Origin of the sequence: Corynebacterium silvaticum, assembly GCF_002162115.2 — a bacterium.
Classification (GTDB): Bacteria; Actinomycetota; Actinomycetes; order Mycobacteriales; family Mycobacteriaceae; genus Corynebacterium; species Corynebacterium silvaticum.
This window is the reverse complement of sequence record NZ_CP021417.2, coordinates 1,080,712-1,105,140: the sequence shown is the minus strand read 5'-3', so window position 1 is coordinate 1,105,140 and position 24,429 is coordinate 1,080,712. Positions and strand designations below refer to the sequence as shown.

General features: G+C 53.1%; 21 protein-coding genes and 1 riboswitch. Of the genes, 6 read left to right on the top strand and 15 right to left on the bottom strand.

Translation table 11 applies throughout. From position 1 onward, the window contains the following. Positions 1-119 precede the first annotated feature (119 nt). The 3 genes from ilvC to CBE74_RS17670 all read right to left on the bottom strand — a co-directional run bounded on the left by ilvC (position 120) and on the right by CBE74_RS17670 (position 3,731). Positions 120-1,133: a ketol-acid reductoisomerase gene (gene ilvC, locus CBE74_RS17680; protein WP_087453838.1), complete on the bottom strand. Its 1,014-nt coding sequence runs from the start codon at positions 1,131-1,133 to the stop codon at positions 120-122. A 138-nt stretch (positions 1,134-1,271) separates the two neighbouring features. Further along, positions 1,272-1,790, bottom strand: coding sequence for an acetolactate synthase small subunit (ilvN, locus tag CBE74_RS17675; protein WP_087453837.1), 519 nt, complete (start codon positions 1,788-1,790; stop codon positions 1,272-1,274). A gap of 9 nt (positions 1,791-1,799) precedes the next feature. Beyond that, positions 1,800-3,731 (bottom strand): acetolactate synthase large subunit, encoded by a 1,932-nt coding sequence (locus CBE74_RS17670; protein ID WP_087453836.1) that lies wholly within the window; start codon positions 3,729-3,731, stop codon positions 1,800-1,802. A 428-nt stretch (positions 3,732-4,159) separates the two neighbouring features. Between CBE74_RS17670 and CBE74_RS17665 the strand changes: the two genes are divergently transcribed. From CBE74_RS17665 to ilvD, 3 genes are all read left to right on the top strand, one after another. Beyond that, on the top strand, positions 4,160-5,860 hold the full coding sequence (locus CBE74_RS17665) for a mechanosensitive ion channel family protein (protein WP_087453835.1): 1,701 nt from the start codon (positions 4,160-4,162) through the stop codon (positions 5,858-5,860). A 51-nt stretch (positions 5,861-5,911) separates the two neighbouring features. Beyond that, the gene (locus CBE74_RS17660) at positions 5,912-6,463 is read left to right on the top strand and encodes a PH domain-containing protein (RefSeq protein WP_087453834.1); all 552 of its coding nucleotides are present in this window, start codon (positions 5,912-5,914) and stop codon (positions 6,461-6,463) included. Positions 6,464-6,675: 212 nt separating this feature from the next. Continuing rightward, positions 6,676-8,517, top strand: coding sequence for a dihydroxy-acid dehydratase (gene ilvD / locus CBE74_RS17655; protein WP_087453833.1), 1,842 nt, complete (start codon positions 6,676-6,678; stop codon positions 8,515-8,517). A gap of 68 nt (positions 8,518-8,585) precedes the next feature. Here ilvD and CBE74_RS17650 read toward each other — a convergent pair whose 3' ends face one another. Together CBE74_RS17650 and CBE74_RS17645 are read right to left on the bottom strand one after the other, a co-directional pair. Beyond that, positions 8,586-10,037 carry a DoxX family protein gene (locus CBE74_RS17650; RefSeq protein WP_087453832.1) on the bottom strand — a complete coding sequence of 484 codons (1,452 nt, stop codon included), beginning with the start codon at positions 10,035-10,037 and terminating at the stop codon, positions 8,586-8,588. A gap of 89 nt (positions 10,038-10,126) precedes the next feature. Beyond that, the gene (locus tag CBE74_RS17645) at positions 10,127-10,948 is read right to left on the bottom strand and encodes an HNH endonuclease family protein (protein WP_087453831.1); all 822 of its coding nucleotides are present in this window, start codon (positions 10,946-10,948) and stop codon (positions 10,127-10,129) included. A gap of 164 nt (positions 10,949-11,112) precedes the next feature. Between CBE74_RS17645 and CBE74_RS17640 the strand changes: the two genes are divergently transcribed. Further along, the gene (locus CBE74_RS17640) at positions 11,113-12,192 is read left to right on the top strand and encodes a glutathione S-transferase C-terminal domain-containing protein (RefSeq protein WP_087454868.1); all 1,080 of its coding nucleotides are present in this window, start codon (positions 11,113-11,115) and stop codon (positions 12,190-12,192) included. Positions 12,193-12,304: 112 nt separating this feature from the next. On the opposite strand, the gene CBE74_RS17635 is transcribed toward CBE74_RS17640, so the two are convergent. Continuing rightward, positions 12,305-13,195 (bottom strand): LysR family transcriptional regulator ArgP, encoded by an 891-nt coding sequence (locus CBE74_RS17635; protein ID WP_087453830.1) that lies wholly within the window; start codon positions 13,193-13,195, stop codon positions 12,305-12,307. Positions 13,196-13,265: 70 nt separating this feature from the next. On the opposite strand from CBE74_RS17635, the gene CBE74_RS17630 reads away from it, so the two are divergent. Further along, positions 13,266-14,003: a LysE/ArgO family amino acid transporter gene (locus CBE74_RS17630; RefSeq protein WP_087453829.1), complete on the top strand. Its 738-nt coding sequence runs from the start codon at positions 13,266-13,268 to the stop codon at positions 14,001-14,003. 51 nt (positions 14,004-14,054) lie between these two features. Here CBE74_RS17630 and CBE74_RS17625 read toward each other — a convergent pair whose 3' ends face one another. The 8 genes from CBE74_RS17625 to CBE74_RS17590 all read right to left on the bottom strand — a co-directional run bounded on the left by CBE74_RS17625 (position 14,055) and on the right by CBE74_RS17590 (position 22,158). Next, a complete protein-coding gene (locus CBE74_RS17625) occupies positions 14,055-15,167 on the bottom strand; it encodes an aldo/keto reductase (RefSeq protein ID WP_087453828.1) in 1,113 nt (370 codons plus the stop codon). Between the two features lie 176 nt (positions 15,168-15,343). Beyond that, positions 15,344-16,849, bottom strand: coding sequence for an Asp-tRNA(Asn)/Glu-tRNA(Gln) amidotransferase subunit GatB (gene gatB, locus CBE74_RS17620; RefSeq protein WP_087453827.1), 1,506 nt, complete (start codon positions 16,847-16,849; stop codon positions 15,344-15,346). Positions 16,850-17,010: 161 nt separating this feature from the next. Continuing rightward, entirely contained in the window at positions 17,011-18,039 is a 1,029-nt protein-coding gene (locus tag CBE74_RS17615) for an ATP-dependent 6-phosphofructokinase (RefSeq protein ID WP_014525642.1), read from the bottom strand. Positions 18,040-18,191: 152 nt separating this feature from the next. Further along, entirely contained in the window at positions 18,192-18,419 is a 228-nt protein-coding gene (locus tag CBE74_RS17610) for a transcriptional regulator (protein ID WP_233426106.1), read from the bottom strand. A 134-nt stretch (positions 18,420-18,553) separates the two neighbouring features. Continuing rightward, positions 18,554-19,057 (bottom strand): hypothetical protein, encoded by a 504-nt coding sequence (locus tag CBE74_RS17605; protein WP_225870122.1) that lies wholly within the window; start codon positions 19,055-19,057, stop codon positions 18,554-18,556. 193 nt (positions 19,058-19,250) lie between these two features. Then, positions 19,251-20,321, bottom strand: a complete 1,071-nt coding sequence (locus CBE74_RS17600) for an ABC transporter substrate-binding protein (RefSeq protein WP_171483259.1) — start codon at positions 20,319-20,321, stop codon at positions 19,251-19,253. A 30-nt stretch (positions 20,322-20,351) separates the two neighbouring features. Continuing rightward, positions 20,352-21,122, bottom strand: coding sequence for an ABC transporter ATP-binding protein (locus CBE74_RS17595; RefSeq protein ID WP_087453824.1), 771 nt, complete (start codon positions 21,120-21,122; stop codon positions 20,352-20,354). A 1-nt stretch (position 21,123) separates the two neighbouring features. Next, a complete protein-coding gene (locus tag CBE74_RS17590; protein ID WP_087454867.1) occupies positions 21,124-22,158 on the bottom strand; it encodes a FecCD family ABC transporter permease in 1,035 nt (344 codons plus the stop codon). Positions 22,159-22,207: 49 nt separating this feature from the next. Beyond that, a riboswitch (cobalamin riboswitch) is annotated at positions 22,208-22,402 on the bottom strand. A gap of 132 nt (positions 22,403-22,534) precedes the next feature. Between CBE74_RS17590 and CBE74_RS17585 the strand changes: the two genes are divergently transcribed. Further along, a complete protein-coding gene (locus CBE74_RS17585; protein ID WP_087453823.1) occupies positions 22,535-22,867 on the top strand; it encodes a hypothetical protein in 333 nt (110 codons plus the stop codon). 29 nt (positions 22,868-22,896) lie between these two features. On the opposite strand, the gene CBE74_RS17580 is transcribed toward CBE74_RS17585, so the two are convergent. Continuing rightward, positions 22,897-24,345, bottom strand: coding sequence for a DHA2 family efflux MFS transporter permease subunit (locus tag CBE74_RS17580; protein ID WP_375167313.1), 1,449 nt, complete (start codon positions 24,343-24,345; stop codon positions 22,897-22,899). Positions 24,346-24,429 lie beyond the last annotated feature (84 nt).

The window sequence follows — 24,429 nt, the reverse complement described above, 5'->3', positions numbered from 1 at the left end:
GGCGGCGTGTGGCACCTACTCAAAAATGTCTTTCGCTTTTAATTAAGACGCGCATAGCACCATAAAAAGGGAATGCCGCGGCTATTTCCATATCAGCCGCGGCACTCGCCTATGTATGGTTACGCCGTCGCGTCGAGTGGGTTTTTAACCCAGCTCATGAGATCGCGTAGTTTGGTGCCAGTTTCCTCAATCGGATGCGCCGCGATTTCCTCGCGATATGCCTTCAGCTTTGGCTGACCAGCCTCTACGTCTGCGACCATATCGCGGACAAACTTTCCGGATTGTATGTCTGCGAGAACTGCCTTCATGTTCTCCTTGACCTCAGGCGTAATGATTCGTGGGCCTGCCATGTAGCCGCCCAGCTCTGCGGTCTCCGAAATGGAATAATTCATGTTCTCGATGCCGCCCTCCCAGATGAGGTCAACAATCAATTTCATCTCGTGCAGAACCTCAAAATAGGCCATCTCCGGGGCATATCCCGCCTCGGTAAGAACCTCGAAGCCTTTCATCATGAGATGTTCGAGTCCACCGCACAAAACGGCCTGCTCACCAAACAAGTCAGTCTCTGTCTCTTCGCGGAAAGTGGTCTGGATAACCCCGGCACGTGCACCGCCGATAGCAGCTGCATACGACAGAGCAAGGTCGCGCCCTTCTCCTCGTGGGTCTTGGTCCACGGCGATCAAGCATGGAACGCCTTTGCCGTCAACGAACTGTCGACGAACCAAATGCCCTGGCCCCTTCGGAGCAACCATGCCCACTGTGATGTCGCTGCTCGGCTCGATCAGATTGAAGTGGATGTTCAAACCATGACCAAAGAACAGCGCATTGCCTGGCTGCAGATTGGGCTCAATGTCGGTCTTAAAGATTTCCGCTTGCGACGTGTCCGGGGCCAGAATCATGATTACGTCTGCCCACTGCGCAGCGTCGGCATTGTTCTTTACCTCAAAGCCAGCTTCCTCTGCTTTTTCTGCAGACTTAGAGCCCTTACGCAAACCAATAACAACCTCAACACCGGAATCACGGAGACATTGCGCATGAGCATGTCCTTGGGATCCATAACCAATAACAGCTACCTTGCGTCCCTGAATCAAAGAGAGATCTGCGTCTGCATCGTAAAGAAGTTCAATTGCCATGATGATGTATACCTTTCCGTTACAACCATGCTACCAATCCACATAACGCCTATTGCGACGTGGAAATAAAGAAATATTTTCTGAAAGCTAGAGGAATGTGAGGCGCCTACTTGTTCTGAAGCGCCTCTATTCCGAGGACTATCGGTTACCCGGTGCCATTGTTTTTGATCCACGATGCAGGGCGATTTGCCCGGATGAAATCAATTCCAATACACCAAAAGGTTCGAGCACGTCCAAAAGCGCGTTAAGTTTTCCTTTGTTGCCTGTTGCCTCAATGACTACCGAGTCAGGTGCGACATCCACGACTCGAGCGCGGAAGATATTTGCTGCGTCAACTACCTGCGGCCGATTCGACGCATCCGCAGACACTTTAACCAGCATCAAGGCCCTAGCAATAGTGGTTTCTTTTTCTAGCCGAACCACCTTAAGTACAGGAATTAACTTATTGAGCTGCTTGGTAATCTGCTCAATGTTGACTTCGTCTGCGTCCACAACAATGGTAAAGCGATTAACGCCCGGTTCCTCAGTCTTTCCTGAGACAAATGACACGATGCTGAAGCTGCGGCGAGTAAACATCGCCACAACACGAGACGTAATGCCGTCAGTATCTTGAACCAAAACGCTCAAGATATGACGAGAAATATCCTTATTAGCCATCACTATCTCCTAGATCTGTTCCCGCGGAGCAAGATTTCTCTTCGCCTGCTTCTCCAGAGACAACAGCGTTGCCTCTTCAATCAAATCATCAATCTCATCGGGGGATTCTGCGGCAGATTCTTCCCCGTCAAAGAAGGGGCGGAGTCCCTTGGCGTACTGAATGTCCGAATTTGAATGACCTGCAGCAACCATGGGCCACACTTGGGCATCCTCACCCACGATAAAATCAATGACCACAGGACGATCGTTAATTGCCCGCGCCTTGCGGATCGTCGGAACGATATCCTCCGCACGCGTAACACGGAAAGCAGCGCAGCCAAGCGCTTCTGCGAGCCCAACAAAATCAGGCATGTAGTGGTCTTTTTCACGCAGTTTAGTGTTGGAGTAGTTTCCGTCATAAAACAGCGTCTGCCACTGACGCACCATCCCCAAGTTTCCATTGTTAATCAAAGCTACTTTGATCAGCATGCCCTCCACAGCAGCCGTAGCAAGCTCTTGATTAGTCATCTGGAAGCAGCCGTCGCCGTCGATAGCCCACACCTCGGTATCGGGTGCTCCGGCTTTAGCGCCTAGCGCAGCAGGTATGGCATAACCCATCGTGCCCAACCCACCGGAGTTAAGCCAGGTACGGGGTTTTTCAAAGTCCAGGAATTGCGCCGACCACATCTGATGCTGGCCTACGCCTGCCGTATATATAGCGTCTGGTCCGACTTCCTTAGAAAGCTCCCTGATCACTCGCTGCGGCTCAATCAAACCGGTCTCGCTCTTTTCCCAACCACGAGGGAAGTGTTCCTTCAAGCCTGCTAAATATTTCAGCCAACGAGCACTGCGGGGTAAATCCGCACGAGAAGCTTTATAGGCGTTAAGAAGCGCTTCCAGAACTTCTTTAGCATCGCCAACTATCGGGACATCAACAGAGCGAATTTTTCCGATTTCGGCAGGGTCGATATCTGCATGAATCACTTGTGCGCCCGGCGCAAAAGAGCTCAACGCCCCGGTGACCCGGTCGTCAAATCGCGCCCCAATAGCGATCAAAAGATCACTCATTTGCATCGCTCCCACTGCCGGAACAGTTCCATGCATTCCAGGCATCCCCATGTGCAGATCATGCGAGCTGGGGAAAGATCCAAGGGCCATAAGGGTGGTGACCACCGGGATCTGGGTGTATTCGGCGAAGGCACGCAAAGCTTCTGCAGCATTGGCTTTAATAACTCCGCCACCGATGTAGAGGACAGGTCGCCGCGCAGAGGATATCAGCTTTACGGCCTGTTCGATCGGGCGATTGTGTGGCACTGTAACGGGTTTATAGCCTGGAAGATCAATTTTAGGAGGCCAGATAAAGTCCACTTCCGCTTGCTGAATATCCTTGGGAACGTCGACAAGCACTGGCCCCGGGCGTCCTGTTTGCGCAAGGTAGAAAGCTTCCGCTAACGCCTGCGGAATCTTATTCACATCCGTGACCATCACGTTGTGTTTGGTCACTGGCATGGTGATACCGCGGATGTCTGCTTCTTGGAAAGCGTCGGTGCCAAGAAGTGAGCGTCCCACCTGTCCGGTAATAGCCACGAGAGGCACCGAATCTAAGTTGGCATCAGCAATAGGTGTGACCAGGTTGGTCGCTCCCGGACCAGAGGTAGCGATGCACACCCCTACCCTGCCGGTTGCCTGAGCGTATCCCGTTGCAGCATGTCCAGCCCCCTGTTCATGCCGGACCAAAACGTGCCTTAGCTTCTGAGCGGAGTACAACGCATCATAAAGAGGAAGAACTGCTCCACCAGGTAGGCCGAAGACTATGTCTGTGCCTAGTGCTTCAAGCGATCGCACGATCGCTTCTGCGCCCGTCATTCGCTCAGGTCGTTGTACCTGGGACCGCTTAGCCATCGCAGCGGGAGAAGGCGGGACCGAAGATGTGGTCTTTGTGATCTTTGTGGAGGCTGCCACGACTTCTAGCTCCTTGATTGTTCACGGATGTTGTTGTCCGAATCTAGACAAAGGTTTGGTTACCTGGTCTAGGTCGAATACCAATACACAGCTCTGCTAAACCACTGGGTTTCGGTTTAGATGATCTGCATATTCACTAGTTGAACATTAAGCGGATGATGGTGGTCCGCTACGAAAAAAGCCCCCGATCAGCACTTGTGATGCTGGCGAGGGCGCTTACGTTACGACTTGGTGGCCGTTACGGCAGGCGCCGCTCGGATAGCACTACAAGTCGAATAATGTTCATAGGATGGGATCCTACACGCCACAGAGTGGAATGTCGGCTCTTTTTCTTCAACTTACCCCCATATGGTGCAGGTCACTTCCCCATCCGTGGATAAGAACAAGCACACCCACCGAGATGGCTAACACCGCTATCCTCGGTAATCATGCGAACTCAATTCCTCTTGCACCAAACGTGGGACTGGTTCATTGACACAGGTCTTGACCTCCTCATCTTGGCTTTCCTTGCTTTCCTGGTACCCCGCCTTGGGCGCTTAGCCATGCGCATCGTGGAAAAGAAAGTCATAGATGAGCACGAGGACGAGTCAAAGGCGCATCTCGCTTTCGCCGGTGTGATGATCTACATCGCGCAGATGATCGCATACTTTGTGATTTTCGTGTTTGTTTTACAACAAATCGGCTTCACACTCGCCGGCGCTGCAATCCCCGCGACCGCAGCCTCCGCGGCCATCGGTTTAGGCGCACAATCAATCATCGCCGACTTCCTTGCAGGCTTCTTTATCTTGAGCGAGAAGCACTACGGCGTGGGCGACTGGGTTCGATTTGAAGGCGGAGCCACCAAAATTGAAGGCACGGTCATCCAGATCACAATGCGTGCGACGAGGATCAGAACACTCGCAGAGGAAACCGTCATCATCCCCAACTCCAAAGCCGGAGTATCCATCAATAATTCAAATTATTGGTCAAGCGCAGTGGTTACGATGCCCATTCCGCTGCTCGGGTCGGCTTCCATTGAAGAAGCCATAGAACGTTCAACACGCGCCACCCGACGGGCCTTACGCCGCAGCGACATTGCCCCAGAAATCCTCGGCGAGCTCAGCGTGCACCCTTCCGTCGCCGTACATCAACCCAGCACGGTCGGCCAGCCTTGGACAGTGGACATGCGCTTTGTGTGCCAGGTCAACCCAGGATCCCAGTGGCTTGTGGAACGCGCGATTCGCACCTCCATCATTGATGAATTCTGGCAAGAGTACGGCACAGCGCCTACTTTGACGGGTTCCCGAGCTGACACACTTGAGACATCCTCGCCTTCAGATATTGCCGATTCACTCTTCCGTCCAGCAATAATCACCAACGCGGATGCCTCGAAGACGGTTGCGTCGACTAGCTCCACAGGCGAGCTCTCCCAGCCCTTGAATAGCACAGGAAACACCGAAACCACCAAGGTTTTCCCAGGTACTTCCCTTATCACGCCCGCAGAAGATCCACGCACCACAGAGCTTCCCGACGCCCAATCTCCTGACCGCGGCGATCACGCAAAAGAAGATCCCGCCATTGTGGAAACTGGACTCATGGACACCGCCATTTCCAATAATGAGCAGCACGATCCCAACGATCAAGACCCCCACAACAAAGACGCACAAGCTCCAGCCACCTCATCCGATGCGTCTATGACAACATGGCGCCGAATCCTGACTGTCGGAGGACGCACCCGAGTCTCCACAACCATGCTTGTTGTAGGTTTTGCGCTCATAGTTTTGCTCAAGGGCTTCACACTAGAGCCTGACGACGCTTATCAGAATTCCCGCAGCGTGGCCCCGCCATCACCACAGCCCACAACCCCCGTTGCGCCACCGCCTCCCCCTGTCATCACCACACCAAAGACGACGGAGACCTCGATACCGCAAACCTCAAGCCAAAAGCCTTCTTCAGAAACCCCACCCCCTGCACCACACGGCAGCTCGGGATCCAGTGGAGGGGTTTCGGAAGAACCAGCGAGCCCCACAAGTCCGCAGGATCTTCCCACAGAGTCAACGGGTCCCGCCCCAGCGGCAGACCCCCACCCCCAGGCAGAAGGCGGCACAACCGACGCGGGTACACATAATTCGCGCGTAATAACTCCTTAAAAACTGCGGCAGACAACCCCGTTCATCCCCTGTCCGTTAGGATGTCTTCCCATGAGCGAAAAACCTTCAGCCGGCTCTCCTGCCGATCCCACTAAGTCCCCCGGTGTGCAATCGCCGAAAACAAAAGTTGTTTTCTCCCAGGAGCGCACCCATATCTTGGCGGCTGGCATTATGGCTGCGATGCTTCTCCTTATCATCGGTGCAGCACCGCTCTATCTGTTTTGGCTGTTAGCTTTCCCCGTGCTCTTTATTATCTGGGTGCTCAGAACTAAGACCGTCGTCGACGATTCGGGCATTACGGCTATGTATTTTCTCCAGGCTCCCGCACATGCGGATTGGGAAGACATCCAAGGGATCGAATTCAAGGGATCCCGGGCTATGCTCAAAACCACGCATAAGACCTTTCCGTTACCTGCGGTTACCTTCAACTCACTCCCCCGGCTAGAGGAAGCATCTGCCGGGCGTATTCCCGATGTCTTGTCCCAAGGTAAGAAGGCCGCAGACGATAAAGTTGTCATCGTGCATCGTGACGGCTACCAAGAAATGCTCACAAAAGAAGAGTTTGAACGACGCGAGGCTGCAAAAAATCGCAACGAGTCCTAGCCACAGAGCTTTATGAGATGAGCTATCCTACATAGTAGGAATATTCGATGCAGTCTCATCCACCCATAATGAGACTGCACGAGTCACCTACTTTCCTTGGGTTCCCCGCTAGGAGAGCAGCAGTTGAAACAAGCCTTCACTGCTCTACGCTGCCACGATCTCATCTGGCGCAGCACTACATCTATAGAATCAGCCCACACGTTAGGAACAGCATGTTTCCACTCCGTTCACGCGTCACTACTGTCGGTCGAAATGCCTCGGGCGCTCGCGCTCTCTGGCGGGCCACGGGAACTAAAGAGCACGAGTTTGGGAAGCCAATTGTAACGATTGTTAACTCCTACACGCAGTTTGTTCCAGGCCACGTGCATCTTAAAAATGTTGGCGATATTGTTGCTGACGCAGTTCGGGCAGCAGGTGGAGTTCCCAAAGAGTTCAATACCATCGCGGTAGATGATGGTATCGCCATGGGACACGGGGGCATGCTCTATTCCCTTCCCAGTAGGGAGATTATTGCGGACTCGGTGGAATACATGGTCAATGCGCATACTGCCGATGCCATGGTCTGCATTTCCAACTGCGACAAAATTACTCCTGGGATGCTCAATGCTGCAATGCGCTTAAATATCCCCGCTATTTTTGTCTCTGGCGGCCCTATGGAAGCTGGCAAAGCCGTAGTTGTTGACGGGATAGCGCATGCCCCAACCGATCTAATCACCGCTATCACTGCGTCAGCCAATGAAGCCGTAGACGATGACTCTTTACAGACTATTGAGGAATCTGCCTGCCCTACCTGCGGATCCTGTTCCGGAATGTTTACCGCTAACTCAATGAACTGTTTAACGGAAGCACTCGGGCTTTCTTTGCCAGGCAACGGAACTACGCTGGCTACGCATACTGCACGTAAACGGCTGTTTGAACAAGCAGGCACCATGATCGTGGACATGTGTCAGCGATACTACGGACAAGAAGACAAGTCGGTGCTTCCCCGTAACGTGGCCACAAAAGAAGCATTCCTCAATGCCATGGCCCTTGATATGGCGATGGGCGGCTCAACTAATACGGTTCTCCACACTCTGGCTGCAGCGCAGGAGGGTGAAGTCGATTTCTCACTCTCCGATATTGATGAGCTCTCACACCGGATCCCTTGTTTGTCCAAAGTTGCCCCGAATGGCAATTACCACATCGAGGATGTCCACAGGGCCGGAGGAATCCCCGCCATACTTGGGGAGCTCCACAGGAACGGCCTATTAGAAAAAACTGTCCATTCTGTCCTCTACTCATCGTTGGATGAGTGGCTTGGCGATTGGGATATACGCAGCGATAATCCTTCACAAGAAGCCATCGAGTTATTCCATGCAGCTCCTGGAGGCGTGCGCACCACTGAGGCGTTCTCTCAATCCAACCGTTGGGATTCGCTCGATCTGGACGCCGCCAATGGATGTATCCACGATATTGACCATGCATATTCCGCCGACGGGGGTCTAGCCATTTTGCGTGGCAACCTTGCCCCCGACGGCGCGGTAGTAAAATCTGCCGGAGTCGATAAATCCGTATGGACGTTCTCTGGTCCCGCTCGCGTGGTTGAAAGCCAAGAAGAAGCCGTCTCCATCATTCTGAATAAAGAGGTCCAACCCGGCGACGTGGTGGTGATCCGCTATGAGGGTCCCTCTGGTGGTCCCGGCATGCAAGAGATGCTTCACCCAACCTCATTCCTTAAAGGTGCTGGCCTGGGCAAAGCATGCGCACTGATTACCGATGGTCGCTTCTCAGGAGGCACATCAGGCCTATCAATCGGCCATATCTCTCCTGAAGCCGCTCATGGCGGGCTCATCGGTCTGATCGAAAATGGTGATCAGATCACGATTGATATTCAGAAGAGGCTGTTGCGCCTGGATGTGACTGAAGATGACATCGAGCGGCGTCGTAAAGCTATGAATTCACGAGAAAAACCGTGGGAGCCGCAAGACCGTCAGCGCCCCGTGTCCAAGGCGCTGCGTGCATACGCCAAAATGGCGACGTCCGCAGACAAAGGCGCAGTGCGTCACGTAGATTAGCAAGTACACAAGCAAAGACCCTGACCTCCGAAAACCTGGAGATCAGGGTCTTTAGTGCTTTTCTTGGTTTAGACCAGCGGGTTTACGGCGGCGCCGAACCACCACAATGCCACGGCTCCAGCGATGCCTAAGACGGCAAAGACCCACGAGCTAGCGAGTGGCCGTTTAGCCCAACTCCGACTTACGTCAAAGGAAATAAGACCAGGGCCGGTGAATTGCAGCACCAGCGAGATAGTGGTGAGGAAGAACGCAAACCAGATGGAGTTATTAAGACCAATCAGATTCAGCGAATCCGCGCTCGCAATATGGTGCACGGTGAGGAATGACGTCACAACAGTAGCCACAGCAGCAGCGACTGGTGTGAGCAGACCAAAGACGAGGAAAACGCCCGCCGCCAATTCCATAGCCGGGACGGCAACAGCCAACGTGCTGGCGTAAGCGTAGGAAGAGAACTGATCCTGCAGGCCGTTTATTCCTCCAGAATTCCCCATCGCAAAGAACACTTGAACGGCATCCAAAATCAGCCAAGCGCCAAAGACTACGCGCAGCACAAGCAAACCAAAATCGATTGTTCCGCGTTTGGCCGCAACGGCAACAGCGTGTGCGTCTACCGGTTCCGGCTGCGGTGCCGCTGGTGCAACCGCAGGTGCTTGCTCAACCGGGGATTCAGCAAAGGCGGTAGTAGCCGGTGCTGATACCGGCGCCGGCGTTACTACTGGGCTTGTCGACGGCGCAGGCTGCGCAGGTGGTACCGGAGGCACAGCGGGTGCGAAATCCTCATCCCTATAAGCCGCCCGCTCAGTAGGAGCAGGATCGCGGTATATCGAGGTGGGAGCGTCTGAAGCAAGCGGTTGGCTATGACGTTGAGTGTCTCGCCCCAGGGTTGTTGTCTTCTCTTCTCCTGGAGTTTTAGGAGTGACAGGCCTAGCGACGGAGGCAGCCGCGGCCGCTGGAGCTGCCGGCGCAGCACTAAACACAGTGGTTTTGTCTTCCGCAGGTGCAGGCTGCTTTGCCACGGTCTCTGTGCTAAAAGAATCCGTGGGCGGATGCTGCACCTTTGCTTGAGAAACCACCTCTGGTGCCACGGCGGGCTTAACGTCTGTGGCATCAGTCTTAGAAGCTAAAGGCTTCTGCGACACAGTAGTAGGCTCATCGGCTACTACCTTTTCTGTAACACGAGTCGGCTCCACGCGAGGAGAATCCGACACTGCTTCCGGTATGGATTCTTTGTGAGAGGTAGCGTCGACACGCTCTTTCTTCTCCGCAGGGCTCTCTACGTGCGGAGGCTGCACACTCGCAGGCTCAGGGGCAGCATTGCTTCGCGCTGAGGGTTGAATCGACTGGGGTGCCACGCGTCCCGCACGTTCATAAAGGCTCTTGGCGGGATCTACAGTTTTTTGTGAAGGTTCTTGAGGCGCTTCTGGAGACTCTTCACGTGGCGATGACGCGGAGGGGGCTTGGTACGTGGGAATCTCGTCGTCAAGATCGCTGGCGCGGTCGGGCTTGGCATTGTCGTTCATGCGCCCCAGAATATGCGAAAATGTTGAAGAAGATGGGAAGTCCTCGGCGCGCCCGGACGCTAAATTTTAGAAGCATCCGGGCGGATAGTCTAGGAACAGGACTTCAATGCTCCCGCTAAGGCAGCTTTTTCTCGGGTTGTTACGGTGAGCGCATATGTGGACTTTACTCGGATCTGGCGCTGTGCGTACTCGCATGTGAATGCTTTATTTGATGGCATCCATTGGTCTGCAGTTTTTGCTTTCTTAATGCGGTTTGCTTCTAGCGACGTAGCCACCAAGTTGATCGGATCGTTGGCAAAGTTGCGGCGCTTTTGTTCATCCCATGTGTATCCTCCGGCGTACCAAGCGTTGGCCAGCGGAACGATGTGGTCGATGTCTACGCCGTGCGTTTTCTTTCCGCCGCGGACAAAGTCAATGGTGCTACCGGTATAAGGATCGACCAGTTTTCCTTTTTCTATGATGCAATCCCTGGTCTTATTCCGAACAACTATGTCGGTGAGGTCTCGACGCAGGATGTCGTTTCTAGTGTCACATCCGTTATGTCCCCCTTCAACGTCCACGTCATCGCTCCACGCTTGACCAAATTGGTCCCGGCTGTATACCGGCTTACCTCCGAGAGCATCGTCGATGGGGAGCGATTCCAACGTTGCAGCGTCGGCAGTTGCCGCAAAAGTTTCCGGGACGATCCCTTCTTGAGGCACCTCTTGAGCAGGGAGTGGCTGTGCATCAATGAGAGGTAGGGGCGCATCCTGCGAGTCTGCTGCCCCGGCGTTGGATACCCACTGGCTAAAAGCGCCTGTGAGGTTTCCAGAGAACAGGCCAAGGCTGGTTACTATCGCGAGGGAAAGGATCGTCGCACGCATAAACGCTCGTTTTATTGCGCGGGGCAGGTTATTGGGCTTCATATTCATAATGATTTAAACGTAACAGTCCATGCTAACGATTGCATGTAAAAAATCTCACACCTTTAGGCAAACCTTATCACGAATTTAATATTAAAAAATCTATACTTGATGACATGTCACCAGCACCCTTGCAGCCCAGTTCCGCAGCAGACAACCCAGAAAACACCGCCATGCACAAGAAAGACTTCGACGGCTACGAAAGCTACACGTCCAAAGACGACAACGGAGAATTCCAACGCGACACCCACTATATCGACGATCGCATCCTCGCCACCGTTGACCACCCCACGCCACAAAAAGACGGTCGAACGTTCTGGCCTGTTGAGCCGGGATGTTACCGTCTCATCGCAGCCCGAGCCTGCCCGTGGGCGCACAGGGCAGTAATCACGCGCCGCCTAAAAGGTCTTGAAAATGTCATTTCCCTTGGGCTAACAGGACCAACCCACGATTGGCGCTCGTGGACGTTTGATCTCGACCCAGGAAAAGTTGACCCCGTCCTAGCCACACCGAGGCTTCGCGACACCTACCTCAAACGATTCCCCAATTACCCACGTGGGATCACCGTTCCGGCGATCGTCGAGATTGCTTCAGGAAAAGTCATCACCAACGATTATCCCAGCATGGTGCCCGATCTTAACGACCAATGGTCTGCCTATGAGCGTCCCGGCGCGCCAGACCTCTACCCAATAGAGCTGCGCAAAGACATCGACGCCATAACAAAGTTTATGTTTACCGAGATCAACAACGGGGTCTATAGGTGTGGATTTGCGGGGAGTCAAAAAGCTTATGATGCGGCCTACGATCGCCTTTTCTCGGCCCTCGACACCATCGAAAAGCGACTCTCTTCTCAGAGATACCTCATAGGACGTCACATTACGCTCGCAGATATCTACCTTTACACCACCCTCATCAGATTCGACGCGGTGTACCATGGGCATTTTAAGTGCAATCGCAATAAAATTACGGAAATGCCCATGATCTGGGGATATCTACGGGATCTCTTTCAAACCCCCGGGTTCGGCGACACCACGGACTTCCACGAGATCAAGCAGCACTACTACATCACTCACGCCGACATAAACCCCAATCAGATCGTGCCTAAGGGCCCCGACTTTGCCCAGTTTTTCACAGAGCATCATCGGGAAGCTTTCGACGGCACACCTTTCCGTGAAGGTGTTTCACTCCCCACTCCACTCTCCTACTCAGAGCGTCTAAAAAATCCCGTACCAGGACAGGCACACATTCTTTAAGAGACTTCCGCTATAGACACAGCACTTTCCGATAGTGTCGTGCCGTTCCCGCTAACCAGTCTTTCTCATGTGCGCGGATATTCCTATCGCTTTCGCCAACTCGTCATACCCATTACGCCGTGCGACTCATAGGACGCAATACCTGCGACGCTGCAGAAATGACCGATTCCGTAAGTCGGTCAAGGGACGGCGACTCTAGCCGCCACCTCTGCCAATACAGCGGCACTTCAAAAACAGTGGAATCTAGCATGACCACTTCACCGCTTTCCAGCAAAGGCGTAGCCTGCGATTCCGGTAGTAGCGCCCACCCCAACCCCACTCGAGCCGCCTCAAAGAAAGCTTCTGCCGAAGGTATTTCAGACACCCGACGCCGACGCGGTACTTGGCATAACCTGCGTTCAAGATCTTTATCTTGCAATGCATCCCGTGGGCCGAAACGCAGCACCGGCATCGTATTCCAGTCCACTGTCCCATCTTGATGTGTGTAACGGTCTAGAAGCCATGGGTTTGCCACGGATACGTAATGGAATGCCCCCAGAGCAATCGATTCACAACCCGATGCAGCTTTAGCCTCACCGGTAACTGCACCGAGCACATCTCCACGTTTGAGAAGGTCGAGCGAATAAGCCTCGTCATCGACCCGAACATGCAAGGTAGCCGAGTCCCACCGTGCGACGTCGGCAAGCACTGGTTTGAACCACTCTGAAAGCGAATCCGCGTTAACTGCCACGGTCAGCGGAACACGGTCAATACGCTCGTGGAGCTGTGCGTTTGCCTCGGCCTGTAGTAGTTCCATTCTGCGCGCAGTTTGGAGCAGAATCTCGCCAGCATCGGTGGGAGTAGGAGGCGATGTTCTACGAATGACCACCCGGCCGATGTCCTTCTCTAGCGCCTTGATTCTCTGACTTACCGCGGACGGCGAGACCCCCAAAATGGAGGCTGCATCTTCAAAGCTTCCCTCGTCTATGATCGCGGACAATGTTTGCAGGTGAAGTGGGTTCATGAAGCTATTCTAAACCAAGTGTAAAATCATTCATTTTACTTAACCTTACTGCACGGTGCATCCTTGAGACATGAGTATTGCAATCGCTGGATTCCTGATGGGATTGTCCCTTATCGTTGCCATCGGCCCGCAAAATGCTCTCATTATTAGACAGGGCGTCAAACGTGAGGGCGTCCTGGCCGTGCTTCTGGTCTGCATCATTTCCGATGTCATTTTGATCTTTGGCGGCACAGCAGGCGTTGGTGCGCTGGTAGAACGCGCACCTATAGCCCTCGTGGCGTTGAAGTGGCTCGGCGCCGCTTATCTCTTGTACTTCGGCATTAGCTGTTGGAGAGATGCTCTTAAACGGCGTGGCGACGCCCTCACGGTGGAAGAATCTGAACCCGAGTACGCCGAGAGCTCCGAAATGCATTCCCGGCAGCACGGCAACTCTAGCCTGATCACTGCGCCTAAAACGCGCCTAGGAAAGCCTTCACGACGATCCACGGAACAGCAGAACACGGCACACGACGCCCACCGCCCCTGGGTTAAACCCGCCTTAGCAGCGCTTGCTTTTACGTGGCTTAACCCTGCCGCCTACATCGACGTTTTAGTAATGCTCGGAGGCATCGCCAATCAGCACGGTGAGACTGGGCGTTGGGTCTTCGCTGCCGGAGCTCTAGCGGCTAGCTTTGTGTGGTTCCCATTCATCGGGTTTACTTCACTCCGCTTTGCGCATGTGCTTGCCCGTCCAACGGTCTGGCGCTACATCAACGTTGCCATCGGCGTGATCATGTTCATCATGTGCTTCCGCCTGCTGATGCACTAACAACCGTATAAGGGAAGAAGGCAGGCACCTTCTTCCCTTCACATTATTTTGCTAAGAGTCAGACTCCGAACCGTGAGTTTTCGATTTCGTTGCCCCAGCCCAGATGTTGATTCCGCCGTCGTTAGCAATCGTATCGATTTCATTGAGCTCTTCAGTGGTAAAGCTCAGATTATTAAGCGCATCAATGTTCTGATCTAGCTGTTCAACCGAGGAAGCTCCGATCAATGCACTAGTAACGGTCTCTATTCCGTAATCTCCTTGCTCCCTCAGAACCCATGCGATCGCCATTTGTGCAAGGGTCTGTCCGCGTCGCTTTGCAATCTCATTGAGCTTGGACACCATCTCTAGGTTGCTAGGAGAAAGCATGTCCGTTCCCAAAGACTTCCCAGCCGCGGCACGCGAGTTTTCCGGAATTCCATCCAGGTAACGGTCAGTCAGCAGCCCCTGAGCCAGAGGGGAAAACGCGATAACCCCGAGGCCAGAATCAGCAGCAGATTCCAGGAGAGAGTCCCCGTCTTCACCAGGTTCTTCCACCCAACGATTCAAAATGGAATAACTCGGCTGATGGATAAGCAGCGGGCATCCCTCTTCTGCCATCATCGCCGCAGCCTCACTAGTCAGCTCTGCACCGTACGATGAGATCCCCACATAGCGAGCCTTACCCGAAGCCACAATATCGCGCAGCGCATATACGGTTTCCTCCAACGGGGTGTCCGGGTCCGGGCGATGGTGATAGAAAATATCCACGTGTTCTAGGCCCAGTCGAGATAAAGAAGCATCCAAAGAATCCATCAGATACTTCCGTGATCCTCCGAAGCTATAAGGGCCTGCCCCCATATTCCAGCCGGCTTTGCTTGAGATCACTATCTCATCGCGATACGCCTTGAGGGCCTCCGAAAAAATCCGACCAAAATTTTTCTCCGCAGATCCTGCAGGAGGGCCGTAGTTGTTGGCCAGATCAAAGTGAGTAATTCCCCGATCAAACGCACGATGAACAATCGCACGCTGTGTTGCTAGCGGCTTGTCATCTCCAAAGTTATGCCAGAAACCGAGACTGATAGCAGGAAGCCGCAGACCCGACTGCCCGACAATCCGGTATTCCATATCCTTGTAGCGATCCGCAGCAGGAACGTATACAGGTTCTGTTTCTCTTGAATATGTCATGCCTACCAGTGTGCGCTCACACACCGCTCGTTGTCGAGGAAAAATACAACACCCTAATTTAAGCCACTGACCAAGCACAATGAGGCGTGCCACGATGTGCTAGCAAAAATCTACTAGCTACTGTGGTACGCCTCTTTGTGTTTTAGCAGCGCGGAAGCATTGCTCCTTTAGCTCAATTAGGCAAGCTTCTCCGCGATGAGCTTATTTACTTGAGCCGGGTCAGCTTTGCCTCGGGTAGCCTTCATCACTGCTCCGACGATTGCACCTGTAACCTTGGTGTTTCCAGCCCGGTACTTTTCTACGATATCGGGATTAGCAGCCAATGCTTCTTCGACAGCCTTTTCAATCGCACCATCGTCACGCACAACTTCCAAACCACGAGAAACAACAACCTGGTCAACGTCGCCTTCGCCGGCAAGAACGCCGTCGACAGCCTGGCGAGCCAACTTATTTGTCAGCTTTCCTTCTTTAACCAAAGCAGCTACGCGAGCAACCTGCGCGGCGCTAATAGGCAAAGCGTCAAGGTCTATTCCTTGCTCATTTGCTTTCTGCGACAAGTAAGCAACCCACCAGGAACGCGCCTCTGCAGGCGTTGCCCCTGCATCTACAGTTTCTACGATCAGATCAAGCGCGCCTGCGTTGACCAGATCACGCATCTCCTCGTCTTTAAGATTCCACTCCTGCTGGATACGCGAACGACGCACCCAAGGAAGTTCAGGAAGCGTCGAGCGGATTTCCTCCACCCACTCACGCGGTGCGATAACCGGTGGGAGGTCGGGATCGTTGAAGTAGCGGTAGTCTTCAGCTGTTTCTTTAGGACGACCCTTGGACGTAGTTCCGTCGGTTTCTTGATAGTGGCGCGTCTCCTGATCAATCGTCCCGCCATCTTCCAACACCTGAGCCTGACGCTGCATCTCAAAGCGCACTGCCTGCTCAACGGACTTCAAGGAGTTAATGTTCTTGGTCTCGGTGCGCGTACCAAATTCGACGGTTCCAACGGGACGCAGCGACACGTTAGCATCACATCGCATCGAGCCCTGATCCATGCGAGCATCAGAAACGCCCAAGGCTTTCACCAAATCCCGAAGCGCCCCTACGTACGCACGCGCAACTTCTGGAGCTCGCTCTCCGGCGCCTTCAATTGGCTTGGTAACGATCTCGATGAGTGGGATACCTGCACGGTTGCAGTCGACGAGCGAAGCTGTAGCTCCGTGAATACGTCCGTCGGCACCGCCTAGGTGAGTCAGCTTTCCGGTGTCCTCTTCCATGTGCGCGCGCTCAATCTCCACGCGCCACGGGGTGCCATCGTCCAGCACAACATCCAGGTAGCCGTCGTAAGCGATGGGCTCGTCGTATTGCGAAATCTGGTAGTTCTTTGGCTGGTCTGGGTAAAAATAGTTCTTACGAGCAAACCGTGAGGATTCTGCAATCTGGCAGTTCAGTGCAAGACCGATCTTGATAGCCCACTCAACGCCCTTGGCATTAACCACAGGCAATGCACCTGGCAGTCCTAGGGAAACTGGATCAACGTTCGAGTTAGGCTCGGCACCAAAATGCGCCGAGGGGGCAGAAAACATTTTAGTTTCAGTGGCCAACTCCACGTGAACTTCAAGGCCCATGACAGGGTCGAATTTCTCCAGGACCTCATCAAAGTCCATCAGGTCATACATTGCAGCGGTCATGACTCGAAATTCTAGTTCATCGCTACCGTTAATGGTTCATTGAGGTTGCCAGAACGAGGCTCTCCATGCTCGCGCTTGGAATCTGCGCAACGTTCACAGCCCAACAGGGTAAAACAATGGCCCTTCCTACTCGAAAAACAGGAAGGGCCACCACGAATGTTTTATCCAAAGAGTGCTCTAGCAGTCCGATACCGGGCCTCAGGAACTACCTTCAAAGTTCCTACGGCTTCTTCCAAAGGAATCAGATCAATATGCTCACCGTGGAGTGCCACCATCTTGCCAAAATCCTGTGTATGGCATGCACGAGCAGCGTGTACACCATATCGAGTTGCCAAGACGCGATCATAGGCAGTTGGGGTGCCACCACGTTGGATGTGCCCAAGCACAGTGGTGCGCACATCGTGTCCCAGACGCCTCTTGATCTCTTCTCCGATCACCTGACCGATGCCATTAAAGGTTTGATGTCCAAACTGATCCACGCACCCTTGGTCAAAGCTCATCGTCCCTTCCTTAGGCAGGGCACCCTCAGCAACGACAATAATTCCGTACTTCTCCCCCATTTGGAAACGACGTTCCATTGCCTTACAGACTTCATTGATGTCAAAAGGCTGTTCTGGAATCACTGTGTAGTGAGCTCCACCTGCCATTCCGGCGTGCAGCGCAATCCACCCGACATGGCGTCCCATCACTTCCACGATCATCACGCGATTGTGGGATTCTGCTGTGGTATGGAGTCGATCAATGGCATCGGTTGCTACCGACACTGCTGTGTCAAAACCAAAGGTGTAATCGGTACCGTTGACGTCATTGTCAATGGTTTTTGGCACACCCACCACAGGAATTCCGTTATCGGAGAGCCATTGGGCTCCTTTTAGTGTGCCTTCGCCGCCTATGGGAATCAATGCGTCAATTTCGGCGTCTGCCAGATTCTCTTTGATTTGTTCAAGCCCCGCTTTGAACTTATCTGGGTGAAGACGACCAGTTCCCAAGATCGTTCCGCCGCGCAAAAGAATACGATCAATATTTTCATCATCGTAAAGTTGAATGCGCTTGTCTTCCATGAGACCAACCCAACCGTCCTCATATCCCACAACGGTAGAACCGTATTCGGAACACGTGCGGACGATACCGCGGATAACAGCGTTGAGTCCAGGGCAATCGCCACCGGAGGTTAAAGTCGCAATTCGCATAGGCTTCAGTCTAGTCCTTCCCTGCCACTTTTGTGTTTGTTTATGCCCGCACGGAAACCCTTGATCCTCTTTTTGTTGCGAATACCCTTGAGCCTGTGGGATTTATCACCTGCTAAGAGTCCCCCATGAAGTCCTGAAGTCCGCACAAGATTTTAAGAGCTGCCACAGCCAGATTGCAATAGCTGCTTCAGCGCGTCCACATATTCCTCGTATTTCAGCGTCCCCTTTTCTGTAAGAGACACCCACACAACGTCTTTAGAACGACTGGACCCATAATCGCGAAACCTACGTACATATCCCACAGACTCAAGAAAGTTTAATTGCTTGGATAGCGATGATTCGCTCAAGCAGGTAAGCTTCTGAAGCTTAGAAAACTTCATCTCATTACGATCAGGAATCGCTTTTGCTGCCCACAAAGTGGCACAGATTTTTGTCCGCGGCACAGTATGTAAATACCGATCCAGCGACACAGGGCTCACAGCTTCCGACGACTGTGTCTCTCTTTCTTCCATTGTCACAACATCGCTTCCGAGTACTTGGCAAACCAGAATATGGCCACACCACTCAACAGCGTCGCTAGGGTAGCGCCCGCAACAATGCTGAAATCTCGTGCCGCAGAGACAAGAAGAGGGCTCAACACAAGCACCATGTACCCTGCCTGCATCCGCTTCCTCTGCCCAGGTGGAACGTCGTAAAACCAATTTTGTTGCATTGGCTTTCCGCTACCCCGCACGGCATGCCGGACTCCTCGAGTCCGATAACTGTACACGGATGAGGCACGGAAGATGGCCAAAAAGAAGAAAAGCACAGCGATGCTCAACCAAGGAGTACCAATGAGTCGAGAATAAAGAATGGCTAAGAACGACGCCCCTACTAGACTCTTCCTCCACCGGGGAGAGCTTGCTGAGACTTTGTGTTGAGCATCTTCAGCAGTAGTAAGAAGTTCGTGCAGGTCCACTTCTGGTTGCTGGAGCTCTTTATGTACACCTCCAGCTCGCGAGACTTGTTTGTCGCTCATAGCATCTTCCCTCTGCGTAGATTGTGGGTATGTAGCTCCTTGCCGCGCATTGGGTCAGCTACACAGCACTATTCCTCGCAACACATAAAAGGGCGAGGAATCCTCGCCTAAAACGTTACTTTCCCTGATGGAAAACGTACAGAGTTTCCATCAGGGAAAGTAATCAAAAGCAATCAGGAGGCGTTCAGATGCTTTAAGAAACAAACTCCTGGCCAGCTACAGAGCTAGGAAGTGTCAGCTTTGGAGTCATCTCAGACTGTGGAGCAAGGTTGAACTTTTCTAGGCCCTTACGCACATGCTCGGCGGCATCGATGTTGAGGGAACCTGAGGTCCACATTGTGTACGGCAAGTTGATAAAGCGATTCTCTTTTACCGCGGGAAGGTTCTTGGTCGCAGGATTTGCGCGGAGCTCTTCTACTTTTTCGTTGAACTCCTGACCTGGATAATCCACAAAGACAAAAGCATCCGGGGTAGCAGAAGCGATCTTTTCCCAGCCCACGCTGGTCCAGGTGTCCTCGATATCACCTGAAGCATTCTGGGCGCCTGCGGCTTCCAGAATCGCCTGCGGAGCACCAAACTTTCCAGAGGTGTAAACAGCATCGCCTCTTCCGGAGTCAAAGACGAAAACATTCGGCTTCTTATCCGCTGTCTTGAGCTTCTTCAAGGACTCAAGTCGATCAGTAAGGTCTTTCACCGAGGATTCTGCTGTTTCCTTGTTATTATTGGTGATGGCTCCGATGTTGGAGATGTCCATCTGGACAGCTTCCCATGGGTCATAGACCCCACGCTTATCTGATCCACTCTGCTTGCAGGACTCGCTCAGAATATAGGAAGAGATCCCCTGTGCTTTCAGGGATTCAGGAGTGAGATTCTTTTCCTCAGAAAAGCCATAATTCCAGCCTGCCATAAAGACGTCCGGATGCTTTGCCACCACGGCCTCCAGGGAGGGGTAATCCTTGGAAGTTTCGTTCAGAGAGTCAACGTGCTCGCCAAACTTTGCGCGCAGAATCTCCTTGTCACGCTGCAGTGAGCTGACATATTTGATCTTGTCGCTGGCGCCTGCGGCAAGCGCAATAGAGATGATGTTGCCATCATTGACAAAGAGCTCATTAGCCTTGTCAAAGGTCACTTCCTCACCACAGTTGGTGACGGTCACACCACTAGTTTTTGCGGCAGTCGACTCTTTAGCAGAATCGGAGGTAGCGCCCCCACATGCGCTAAGAACAAGGGAAACCCCAAGAATTGGGATAATGGCTTTCTTCATGGTCATGCTCCTTAAAAAAAATAGGAATTTTTAGAGTGAATCAATGATGACGTGGGAGCGGCTGGCACCAGGGTGCCGGGTGACAAATGCTTCCACTTCAAAGACTTTGCGCAAGTTCTCCGGGATCAGCACACTTTCCGGAGGCCCTGAAGCAACCACACCACCGTGATCAAGAACCACCACGTGATCAAAATGGCTCATCGCTAGATCAAGGTCATGAACCGTTGCAATAATCGTGCGCCCAGAGTCTCGTAGCACTTTGAGCAGGTGCAGCTGGTGGTGCACATCAAGGTGGTTGGTCGGCTCATCAAGAAAAATGAGATCCGTGCCTTGCGCAAATCCACGAGCAAAAAGCACTCGACGGCGCTGCCCACCAGAAAGCGACGCGCATTCCATCGCCGCACGGTCCTGCAAGCCAACAAGTTGCAATGCATCGTTGACCAAGCGCGTCTCTTCCTTGGAATCGAACTGCCACACTTTAGTGTGCGGGAGCCTACCCAGGCAGACTGCTTCTTTTACGGTCAAATCTCCAGGAGGTGTTTCCTCCTGTCCCACAAAAGTGAGCGTCTTTGCTCGCTGTTTTGACCGCATGGAATACACGTCAACATCGTCTATGAAAACCTTGCCGGCATGTGGTTTCCGGATTCCGGCAAGGACGCGCAAAAGAGTTGACTTTCCCACTCCATTGACGCCAACTATTGCGGTCATGGTGCCGCTGTCCACTGCAAAGTCAACGTCTCGGAGCAATAATACTGTCCGGTCAAATCCACACGCAACGCCTGCTGCTTGAAAACGTGTCATTTTAGTCCTGGCCCCCAAAATGATAGTTCTTTCTTCCCATAAGAATCAGGAAGAGCGGTGCGCCGACAACCCCTGTTACCACGCCCAACGGGATCTCCTGTGGCGGAGCAGCAATCCGGGCAAGTACGTCAACCCAGACCATAAAAAGCGCACCGAACACTGCAGCGATAGGCAAAAGACGACGATGAAGTGAGCCAACCAGTATCCGCGCCAGATGCGGAATTACTAGGCCCACAAATCCGATGCCTCCAGCCACAGCGACCATGCCGCCTACGAGGAGAGCTTGGACAAAAAACAGGCCTTGGCGCAGCAGCCCTACCCGAACACCCAAAGCGGCGGCGGTGTCGGGGCCTGCGGCAAGAGCGTCCATCTGGCGGTTACATAGCATCAAAATAATAAAAGCCACAAGCACCACGACTGCCGGTATGAGGAGCTTGTTCCATTGTGCTCCGGCTACTGATCCGAGCATCCAAAACATCACGCCTTGCGCAGCACGAGCATCAGGCCCCTTGAACACCAAAAAGCTAGCAAGCGCGGAGAAAGCGGAAGACAGAACCACACCGGAGAGGATGAGGCGCAGTGGCGTCAGCCCTCCTTGAGCGATAGTCACCGCATACACAGTTAACGTGGCCACAAGTGCACCAATCAAAGCCCCAGCTGAGAGTGAATAAAGGCCAAAGCCACTCAAGACGCCAAAGACGAGCACTGCGGTTGCACCTACGCTCGCGCCGGAAGAAATACCAAGCAGATACGGGTCAGCCAACGGATTTCGGACAAGCGTTTGCATTGTTACACCGGCAAGAGCCAAGCCTGCTCCCACAATAAGTGCAAGCAAACCACGAGGTGCACGAAGCTCCCAAACCACTGCGTCTACCGCTTGATCGGAGTAGGTCTCCCCTGCAAGGTGCTGACGTACTACTTCCCATATTTCCGAGCGCGAATAATCAACCGACCCAAAAGATAAAGACACCACAAAGCTCAGTGCCGCTAGTCCTACAATGATGAGGAAAAGCGCTGGAGTGGCAATTTTACGCACTACAAGACCCACTTGAGTCGGTCTGCCCGCCTAAATCGCGAGGCGGCAGAACAAGTCTGCTGACTAAGCCGGTCTTCGGACTTAGATACTCAAACCCACAATTACCGCCCTTCCCAGGAATCCAAACCCCAGTGGTATTTCAAGGTAATTGCAGTTGTATCCTCACCGCTGCGCGCCAGTTCTGGTTTTGCACCAGATTCCCGATGTGGCGCTGCCGCCACTCACTCAGTCACTGAAAATCTTCTTCAGTATAAATAGCAAGATACTAAGAAACCGAATCTCTCACTGGGACACCCCCGACGCAAAAGCTTCTCGACGCCCCTCTCCTACCAATCGCTCACGTCGCACGAATATCTCAGCCTGTAGCATGAGCACCATGGCACAATTTATGGGTTTTGACATCAAGCCTCCTGCGGAGGTCACTACGTCTGCGGTCGTTGCTAGTGGTCTGATAGGAGGTTGGCTTACTGCCCGCGAGACCGGCATACGGCCACTCGGTGGCGCGATCCTTGCGGCTGCAGGTGTGTGGGCTGGGCGCTCGTGGTGGGCAAAAGGCGGAGTCCTCCTGACGTCCGCTCTTGCGGCAACCTACATTGGAGCATTCGGACTTAGCCATCCGCTTGCGAAAAAGATCGGCGCATGGCCAGCGGTTCTCACGGTTACTGCTGCAACCGCAACCGCTTCCTACGCGCTATCAGACACCCGTTAACCACATTCCGGCTGCCTCCCCAAGGTTGACTAGCTATTATCCTTGGCCAAAAGGGCAGAAATAATACCGATGATAAGGAATCCCGCTCCCAACAGCACGGCTTCACCGTAGGCCACGCTTGGGCTCGCTACCATGATTCGCCATTGCAATACTGCCCCGATAGCCGCTGATCCCATGACCGATCCGATCTGGCGTGTGGTGTTGTACACGCCAGATCCCACTCCCATGTGATTCAACGGGAGGTCTCGCATCGTCGATGTAGAGTTGGGCGACCATACAAACGCGTTGCCAAATCCATAGATGATAAACGCAAGAAGAACCCAATAAACGGAAACCTCAAGAATCATCACGAGTGCAACGCTTCCAAGCCCGATGGCCATCGTCGTAAAGCCAAAAGCAGCGATATTATGCGGCGAACGTTTATCTGAAAGCTTGCCGATGAACGGGGAAAATAGCGCAGAAATAAGTGCTTGGGGGACTAAAAATAGGCCCGCCTGAAAGGCCGATAACCCGTGTACCTGTTGCAAGAACAACATGATTGGCAAAGGGGTGCCCGCAATAGCAAAGCCCATAGCGATGATGCCGATGTTTCCCAGTGAAAAATTGCGGATCGAGAAGAGAGACAACGGCATCAAAGCGTCTTTGCCTGCTTTTTCCGCACGTTCCTGCTGATAAACAAACAGCACGGCAACCACAAGTCCTACTACGATAAGGACCCAAATCCACCAGCTCCAACCAGCGTTTTCGCCTTCTTGGAGAGCAAACACAAGAGAAAACACGGCGACAACAGAGAGCACCATGCTCATGCCGTCAATGCTGCGATTGGTCGGACGCAACCGTGGGACAAGACGGATAACAGACCATACTGACACGATCCCGAGTGGAACGTTAATAAAAAAGATCCATTGCCAGCCAAACGAGGCCGTAATAAAGCCGCCGAGGATAGGACCAGTGAGAGTGGCCAAACCGGCTACGCTTCCCCATGCTCCCAACGCCGTACCACGGCGTTCACGAGCAAACATCCGGTTAATGAGGCTCATAGTCTGCGGAGTTAGAAGAGAAGCTCCAAAGCCTTGCACCGCGCGGGCGATGATCAACGTGATCATATTCGGAGCAAAACCGCACGCCAGAGAGCTGAGCGTGAACACGACCATTCCAGCAACATAGACATTTCGTGGACCAAAGCGATCGCCAAGACGCCCCGTGATAAGGAGAGGGACAGCGAAGGTGAGGAGATACGCTGACGTAACCCAAATGACCTCGTTATACGATGCCCCTAGCTCTTTTTGCAGCACTGGGGTAGCAACCACCACGATGGTTTGATCAAGCAGAATCATAAAAAAGCCAACGCACAATGCAATCAGTGCCGGCCACGCTTCTTTTTCTGGAAGCGGCATGGTCGGATACTGATTCGATCCTTGTGCACTGCGCATCCCGGCATCAGGATCAGCGTATGTGTCACGAGATTCGACGCTCATAGGACGTTCCTTCTTTCTATGAACCTGGGCTATTTTTCTGGCTCCGTATAGCGAGCACCCGGTGATGATAGAAGAAGAAAACCC